The following is a 5,414-nucleotide window of genomic DNA, read 5'->3' as shown; positions in this document are numbered from 1 at the left end:
GGCTTTGTTGCACAAAGATTTAAAAGTTAAGACTTCTCATATCTACTCAAATTTAAGTGACAACTCGGGTATGTGGTCTGCCTAAGTCCGTAAATTTATTTAATACTGCCATACGTGCATGAATCTCATTGACTTGGCTTTGAAAATTTCTCGCACTGAGTTTATCCCCCAATAATTTGATGCAATGCATCTTGGTTTCAACCAAACTTCGCCGATGATAGCCTGACCATTTCTTCCAAATAGTTCTTCCTAAACGTTTAACTGTTCGAAGCAACTCATTGCGTTCTAGCGAGCTCATCTTTTTATCTTTCCATGGCTTCGCATTTTTTCTTGGTGGAATCACTGCATGTGCTTGCCGATTCGCAATGACCTGTCGGCACTGTTTGGTATCATAAGCTCCATCGGTATAGACGGAGTCAACTCTCTCATCTTGTGGAATCTGATCGAGTAAATCACCAAGTACCTGTGAATCACTCACATTGTTGGTTGTGAGCTGAACAGCGCGTATTTGTAAGGTTTTAGCATCTATACCCATATGTAATTTACGCCATTGACGACGATATTCAGGCTGATGTTTTTTACGCTTCCATTCACCCTCATTTGTGGACGCAATAAAGCAATTTGACCTTCTGCCTCAACTTGATCGTCACCTAGAGTAAAAACTCCTTTAACGGTATTTTCTTGATTGAAATTACGATCAATAAAATCTTTATTATAGACTAGAGTTTTTATTGGTTCTTCACCAAGCCATTGAAGTAAACAATGTGTGTAGCCTAATGGTTGATCTATAATTCTACAATTGTAGTTTTTCCAGACCCATTTGCCCCAAATATAAAATTTATCTGCTTTAAACCATCTAATTGTGTTGGTACACTATAAGTAGCAACATTATTTATATAGACTCCAGTAAGCATAGCTTTCCCTATTTTTAATTTGCACGATTTAAAATTTATTTTTTTAGATTATATAGTTACATACAAATATCATCTACTAATTTTAGAAATATATAATAGCCCCATAATAAATAACGGTCGTTTTCTTACATTCGGAACAATATTCTAAAGTGATTTAATTTTTGCCATCCAGTATAAGGTCTTAGATATGAGTCGATTAACTTTTATAAACGGTGCGATTGTTTCTGCGTCTGATGTTCGCAAATCTTGGAGCAAAATTGTTCAATGTGTCAAAGAAAGTCATAAACCTGTTTTTGTTTATACGAAGAATACGCCCGAAGCTGTTGTTCTGAGTTTTGAAGAATTTCAAAACATGCAGGAAATTGTTGAAGCCGTCCGGCGTGAACAGCTAGGACAACAAATGGTTTATGATCTTTTGGATATTAATCAGCTCACTGGTCAACCGACCAAACACATGCTTTTGAACCACAAAGGTGTATTTGAAGAAGTAAATGGACAAGAAAAATAGCTTTTGAGGATATTAGCGGATTCGAGATTAGAGACAAGCTGATTTAAAAGTCATCTTATATTTATATTCGTTGCACAATGAGCTTTGATTTTCGTGAAATAATAGGAAGTGAAAACATTTTCGTAAGTTAAGTAGCCCTGATGACATAGAGTTGACTAAGTTTATTGAAAATTACAAAGAACGCTTGGATGTCTATAGAACTATATTAAATAATGCACTGGGTAAAGTAATAGACTCACCCCCGGCGCAAACTTAGGAGAATCTCACACATTACCAATGAGTAAAGGACTATTTGAGTTGCGCTTAAAATCTCAAGAATGTATTGCTCGTGTTATGTATTGCACACTAGTCGGTAAACGCATTGTAATGCTCCATAGTTTTGTTAAGAAAACCCAAAAAACACCTAAGCAAGATCTAAACCTAGCACTTGACCGCATGAAAGAGGTGAAAAATGCGAACACATGAAGAAATGAAAGCACTAGCATTATCTCGTTCAGCAGTGCGTACCGAATACGAACGAATTGAACGTGAAGAAATGCCCTTGCTCGATATGGTACTTACTGCACTTCGAGAGGCAGGTCTATCCCAAGCGCAAATCGCGGAACGCATGGGAACAAATGTACCTGCCGTTTCACGGCTAGAAAAAGCATTGATCACAGGCAAACCATCACCATCTATTGCCACATTGCAAAAATATGCTGCGGCAATTGGTAAACATGTTGAAGTGCGTTTTGTCTAAATAAAAAAGCACCCTAGGGTGCTTTTTACCAATTCACTAATCAATCAACTTTACACATTTAGCAACAACATCCTGTGCCTATAGACCCTTATCTTTGAAATTACTGTTATACGCACGATCAATATCTCTTAAGCCTTCTTGAATTTCTGCTTTTGATGCATTTTTGTCTGTTAGTATTTCATTCCTTAAGCTTTCCTTGGAAACCCCTTTAAGCCTTGCATCCATTATAAGAGACTGATTATATGCATCCTTTACACACTCATTGCGCTATTTTAAAGATAATTTATTTGGAGTGCAGTGTGCTTCCCAAATTATTGCAAATTGAATAACCACCGTAGCTATTCTTAGAATTTACCTCTCCGCAATATCCTTTTATATTTTGGAATTGGGCTGAATCAGGATCTTTTAAGGTGCTTAAGATAGCTTCTTTTGACTCTTTTTCCACCTTTGAGCAACCATTAATCCCTACCAAACCAAGAACTAAGCTTAAAAAAATAATCTTTTTCATATAATACCAACACCTTAAAATTAGCTAATAATCCTGTTATGGCCAAATTCATCTTCACTATTATCAAATTGCTCCACGAGCACCAAAAGCTTTAAATCTTTTCGCCCACCAATGCTGTTTTCCTTCCAGTTAATGATTGAAAGCGCCTCATAAAGCGCAAAGTAAGGAACCCCATTGGAATCAACATCCACTAGCAAACCACAACGACCAAATACTAGAAGTTCAAGACAAATTCTAATGAAGAGCTGTTTAAGGCCAAATCCATCATTGGTTGCATTCTCTATTAAACCCTTTAACAGAGAACTCTCAATTACGATGTTAGGTTCCAGCTTTGAAAATAAACCAATCATCGTGCGTAATGAATCCTGAACCCATAATGGATACTGAGCGCGACTTAGATAGGCTTTATAAATCTCTCCAGTCGTATCTCCTTGCTTTTCAGCCTCAATCATTCCGGTCGATTTAGCTAGGTATTTAGTTTGTGCATGTTTAATTTGCTCTTCACCTGCTACGGCGTCACGCATAACCAACCAGCTTTTTTGTGCAGCAATATACTGCGGATGTTTATCAGTAACTGCCATAAAAACACCAATAAAAAATCACCTGTAAAGGTGCATTGTTTAAGACATCCCGCGAATTCTTCGAACTCCAACAGATTTCTTGTCGATCGGGAATAAATAAGCGATTGGATATGTACCTGCATCATTCATATGGTCAAAACCGGCACTCTTATCCGGCTGTCCATAATCATCATAGATTCGTCGCTCTAGGCATTTAGCAAAGTGAGGACATTTATCTACATTTACGAATAATCTGCGCTCAGATAATGTATTGCAGAGCATACCGTTCATTGAGTTAATACGATCTTTTACTGCTGGATTTCGACTATTCACATGAACTTTAAAACCTGCCTTTCTTAATAAAGCCAGATCTGTCTCACTAGCATTACTCGACTTTCGATTCTCACCTGAAGCATCGGGATAAACTGCAACCTCGTGATTAGGATATCGCTCTTGGATAGCCTCAATCATTGCTGGAGTATCGAATAGATTAAAGAACTCATCTACCGCAGCATATGCTCACCACGGCGAACATATACCACAGCAGCCATTTTAGTTACGTTGAAGTCCATTCCCACATGAAGAACATCATTAACCTTAACTGTTTCACTTGATGCACTTAGCAACCGGTTAAAACAATAGTAGATGACACCTTGATAGCTCTCAAAGCTTGCTTCATGTTCCTGACTAAATGTCTTAGGATCCATTTTGCGTTTAGCAACAATGATTTCAAACTCAGGAATATTTCCACCTTGTAATGAAGTGTAAGAAAAGCTTTTACAGTCTGGTTCATGCCCTGGCTGACCATCCATGAATGTGTCATAACAATGGTTAAAGCCTTTAGGCATACCAATTCTTAAAACATGGCCACCAACTCGCTGTTCGCCGTTCACCATATACTTACAGGTAGAAAGCATCGGGCGAAGCACTTCTTCCCATGCAGCCCATTTACAGTCGGCCCATTCATCAATAATTAAGAAAAATAAACCAGATCCACGAAGGTCATCATAGTTATCTAGACCAACGACACGGATAATATGGCCACTTCTTAAAGTAATTGAACATTCAGTTTCATTGGGACTGTTCTAAATTTTGTGTAAGTACTTAATTTTCATTTATCCTACTGAGGATAATAAAAAGAGGTACTTCACATGGATGAAGCTACAATCAAAAGTATGGCAGCTGAATTAGCTAAAGGTTTAAAAACTCCTGAAGATTTAAACCAAATGACAGCCATATTTAAAAAGTTCATGATCGAAACCGCTCTGAATACTGAGCCTTCTGAACATTTAGGCTATGAAAAGCATCAACCTAAGAAAGGATCTAATGCACGTAATGGTTTTAGCTCCAAAACAGTTCTAACACAAGATGGGCAGCTTGCTTTAGATATCCCTCGTGATCGTGACGGCTCTTTTGAACCACAGATTATTAAGAAGCATCAAACGCGCATTACTAGCATGGATGATCAAATTCTTTCGCTATATGCGAAAGGAATGACAAATAGAGAAATTGTTGCTTTTTTTAAAGAAATGTACGATGCCGATGTATCTGCCTCCCTTATTAGTAAGGTAACGGATGCTGTCATTGAACAAGTGACAGAATGGCAAAATAGAACACTCGATAGTCTTTATCCTGTTGTCTATTTAGATTGCATTGTTGTTAAGGTTCGTCAGCATTCAACAGTAATCAATAAATCAGTTTATTTAGCATTAGGCATTAACTTGGATGGCCAAAAAGAACTTCTTGGCAGGTGGCTTGCTCAAACAGAAGGTTCCAAATTCTGGCTGTCAGTCATGACAGAGCTTAAAAATCGAGGAGTGCAAGATATTCTTGTTGCCTGTGTAGACGGGCTAAAAGGCTTTCCTGATGCGATAGCCTCTGTCTACCCTCATACTGACATCCAGCTGTGTATCGTGCATGTTGTACGCAATAGCCTGAGATTTGTGAGCTGGAAGGACTACAAAGCTGTAACAGCAGGATTGAAGGCGATCTATCAGGCAAGTACAGAAGAAAATGCTTTAAATTCCCTAGGTATCTTCTGCGATCAATGGAATCATCAGTATCCAAAAATTGGAAAATCCTGGCGGGCAAATTGGGAAAATATCCGAACGATCTTTAGCTATCCTGCTGAAATACGTCATGCGATTTATACAACAAATGCAATTGAATCATTGAATAGCGTGAT

General features: G+C 38.0%; 6 protein-coding genes and 4 pseudogenes. 4 read left to right on the top strand and 6 right to left on the bottom strand.

Features of this window, described 5'->3' with window-relative positions:
• Positions 1 to 52: 52 nt before the first annotated feature.
• The 3 genes and pseudogenes from MKL36_RS15795 to MKL36_RS15785 form a co-directional block, all read right to left on the bottom strand.
• A pseudogene (locus tag MKL36_RS15795) lies at positions 53 to 598 on the bottom strand (IS5-like element ISAba13 family transposase); the annotation flags it as partial.
• Positions 526 to 732, bottom strand: coding sequence for an AAA family ATPase (locus tag MKL36_RS15790; RefSeq protein ID WP_236769086.1), 207 nt, complete (start codon positions 730 to 732; stop codon positions 526 to 528). The gene MKL36_RS15790 and the pseudogene MKL36_RS15795, both read right to left, overlap by 73 nt.
• 53 nt (positions 733 to 785) lie before the next feature.
• On the bottom strand, positions 786 to 914 hold the full coding sequence (locus tag MKL36_RS15785; protein ID WP_002123981.1) for an AAA family ATPase: 129 nt from the start codon (positions 912 to 914) through the stop codon (positions 786 to 788).
• Positions 915 to 1,101: 187 nt separating this feature from the next.
• Here MKL36_RS15785 and MKL36_RS15780 point away from each other — a divergent pair, with 187 nt between their 5' ends.
• The 3 genes and pseudogenes from MKL36_RS15780 (at position 1,102) to MKL36_RS15770 (ending at position 2,161) form a co-directional block, all read left to right on the top strand.
• Entirely contained in the window at positions 1,102 to 1,422 is a 321-nt protein-coding gene (locus MKL36_RS15780) for a type II toxin-antitoxin system Phd/YefM family antitoxin (RefSeq protein WP_016653393.1), read from the top strand.
• Between the two features lie 255 nt (positions 1,423 to 1,677).
• Positions 1,678 to 1,887, top strand: a pseudogene (locus tag MKL36_RS15775) (type II toxin-antitoxin system RelE/ParE family toxin); the annotation flags it as partial.
• Complete coding sequence (locus MKL36_RS15770) at positions 1,874 to 2,161, top strand: helix-turn-helix domain-containing protein (RefSeq protein ID WP_001258992.1); 288 nt, start codon at positions 1,874 to 1,876, stop codon at positions 2,159 to 2,161. The pseudogene MKL36_RS15775 and the gene MKL36_RS15770, both read left to right, overlap by 14 nt.
• A 283-nt stretch (positions 2,162 to 2,444) precedes the next feature.
• Here MKL36_RS15770 and MKL36_RS15765 read toward each other — a convergent pair whose 3' ends face one another.
• From MKL36_RS15765 to MKL36_RS15755, 3 genes and pseudogenes are all read right to left on the bottom strand, one after another.
• Positions 2,445 to 2,669, bottom strand: a complete 225-nt coding sequence (locus MKL36_RS15765; protein WP_016653391.1) for a hypothetical protein — start codon at positions 2,667 to 2,669, stop codon at positions 2,445 to 2,447.
• A 38-nt stretch (positions 2,670 to 2,707) separates the two neighbouring features.
• Positions 2,708 to 3,250 (bottom strand): annotated as a pseudogene (locus MKL36_RS15760) (DUF4055 domain-containing protein); the annotation flags it as partial.
• Positions 3,251 to 3,289: 39 nt separating this feature from the next.
• Positions 3,290 to 4,308, bottom strand: a pseudogene (locus tag MKL36_RS15755) (phage terminase large subunit family protein); the annotation flags it as partial.
• A 72-nt stretch (positions 4,309 to 4,380) separates the two neighbouring features.
• Here MKL36_RS15755 and MKL36_RS15750 point away from each other — a divergent pair.
• Positions 4,381 to 5,414 (top strand): IS256 family transposase (locus tag MKL36_RS15750; protein ID WP_139872501.1); only part of this gene is annotated, 1,034 nt, incomplete at its 3' end.

Source organism: Acinetobacter sp. AOR12_HL (assembly GCF_027855275.1).
GTDB classification, from domain to species: domain Bacteria; phylum Pseudomonadota; class Gammaproteobacteria; order Pseudomonadales; family Moraxellaceae; genus Acinetobacter; species Acinetobacter baumannii.
This window is presented reverse-complemented; position numbering and strand designations above follow the sequence as displayed.